At 73.7% G+C, this 1,459-nt stretch carries 3 protein-coding genes; all 3 read left to right on the top strand.

Going from position 1 to position 1,459, the window contains the following annotated elements:
• Positions 1–487: bifunctional DNA primase/polymerase (locus AB0E19_RS38690; RefSeq protein WP_362189932.1), on the top strand; the 487-nt coding region annotated here is incomplete at its 5' end.
• Between the two features lie 161 nt (positions 488–648).
• Positions 649–822, top strand: a complete 174-nt coding sequence (locus tag AB0E19_RS38685; protein ID WP_362189929.1) for a hypothetical protein — start codon at positions 649–651, stop codon at positions 820–822.
• A partial coding sequence (locus AB0E19_RS38680) for a DUF3987 domain-containing protein (RefSeq protein WP_362189926.1) occupies positions 819–1,459 on the top strand: 641 nt, incomplete at its 3' end. The genes AB0E19_RS38685 and AB0E19_RS38680, both read left to right, overlap by 4 nt.

Genomic DNA, 1,459 nt, shown 5'->3' with positions numbered 1-1,459 from the left:
CCGTCTCGGCAACTCCGCTGGTTTGCTTGGAGGGTTGGTGGACTCGCGGGCGTGGGGTGGTTACGTCGTCGCTCCCGGGAGCATGACGTCCAGCGGGGCATACACGGTCCTGGACGACGCCCCGGTCCTTCCGCTGCCCGGCTGGCTCCTGGAGGCGCTCACCGCCCGCCAGGAGCCCTCACGGCCCCGCACGGCGGTCCGGGCCGTGCCGGGGGCCGGCGGGAGCCGTGCGGCCCGTGTGGCGCTGGAGCGGGAGTGCTTCAACGTCCAGGCCGCCCCGGCGAAGCAGGCGAACAACACGCTCAACCGGTCCGCGTTCCTCGTGGGGCGGTTCGTCGCGTGGGGCGACCTCGACCGCCAGGTCGTCGAGGAGGCATTCCAAGGGGCAGGGGAGGCGAGGGGACTGACCGCGACCGAATGCCGCGCCACGATCCGCAGCGCGCTCGACAGCTCGATCCGCAAAGCCCGGCCCCGGGAGGCGGCATGAGCCCCCGGAATCCCTCCCCCTTGGAATGCCCACCCGCCAACGTGCCCGCTGCCGCCGATCAGCCGGTGCGCCTACGGGCCGTGGGCGCCCGAAAGGCCGTCGCCGAAGGCGTCCGCTCTGGTTCTGACCCGCAGCCGGCCGGCGGCCCGAGGATCCTCGCGATGCTCCACATCGGCGCGGCCGGCCGCAACGCGATGCCCACCGCGCACTCATGGTGCTCCTGCGGCCGGGACCTGAAGGCGTTCGGACACCACCAGGTCGCCCGGCTCACCGACGACCACACCCGTCACCGCAGCCTGTGCCCGCTGCTCACCCAGGGAAGGGAAGCCGCATGAGCCCGCACGACCCCGAACTGTGGGCCGGGTTCGAGGAGATGACCGCCGAGGACATCGCCGGGCCCGTATGGGACGAGCCTATCCCGCTCAACCCCCGCGGCAAGCTCCCGGCCTTCCCCGTGGACGCGCTGCCCGACTGGCTCGCCGCCATGACCGCGGGCGTCGCCGAGGAGACGCAGACGCCCGTCGACCTCGCCGGGTGCCTCGCGCTCGCGGTCGTCGGCACGGCCGCGGGCGGGCGCCTGACCGTGTCCGTGCGCGGGCAGTGGAGCGAGCCGGTCAACCTCTACACCGCCGTCGCTCTGCCGCCCGGCAACCGCAAGAGCGCCGTGTTCGGGCTCATGACCAAGCCGCTCCTCGCCGCCGAGAAGGCCCTCATCGAGCTGACCGCGCCCCAGCGGGCCGAGGCCGCCGCTTCCGCGCGGATCGCGAAAGCCGCGGCCGAGAAGGCGGAGAAGCTGGCCGCGAACGCCGAGGCCGACAAGCTGGCCGATCTGACCGCCCAGGCTGTCGCCCTGTCCGAGGCCGCCGAGCGGGCCGTCGTCCCCGCCGAGCCCCAGCTCGTCGCCGACGACGTCACCGCCGAGAGCCTGACGACACTCCTCGCCCAGCAGGACGGCCGCATCTCGATCCTGTC

It is taken from the genome of Streptomyces sp. NPDC047974, assembly GCF_040653375.1.
GTDB lineage: Bacteria > Actinomycetota > Actinomycetes > Streptomycetales > Streptomycetaceae > Streptomyces.
This window is presented reverse-complemented; position numbering and strand designations above follow the sequence as displayed.

Excerpts from the sequence above, each read along its gene's own strand:
- AB0E19_RS38685 (WP_362189929.1), top strand. The coding sequence starts at position 649 with ATGCTCCACATCGGCGCGGCCGGCCGCAACGCGATGCCCACCGCGCAC.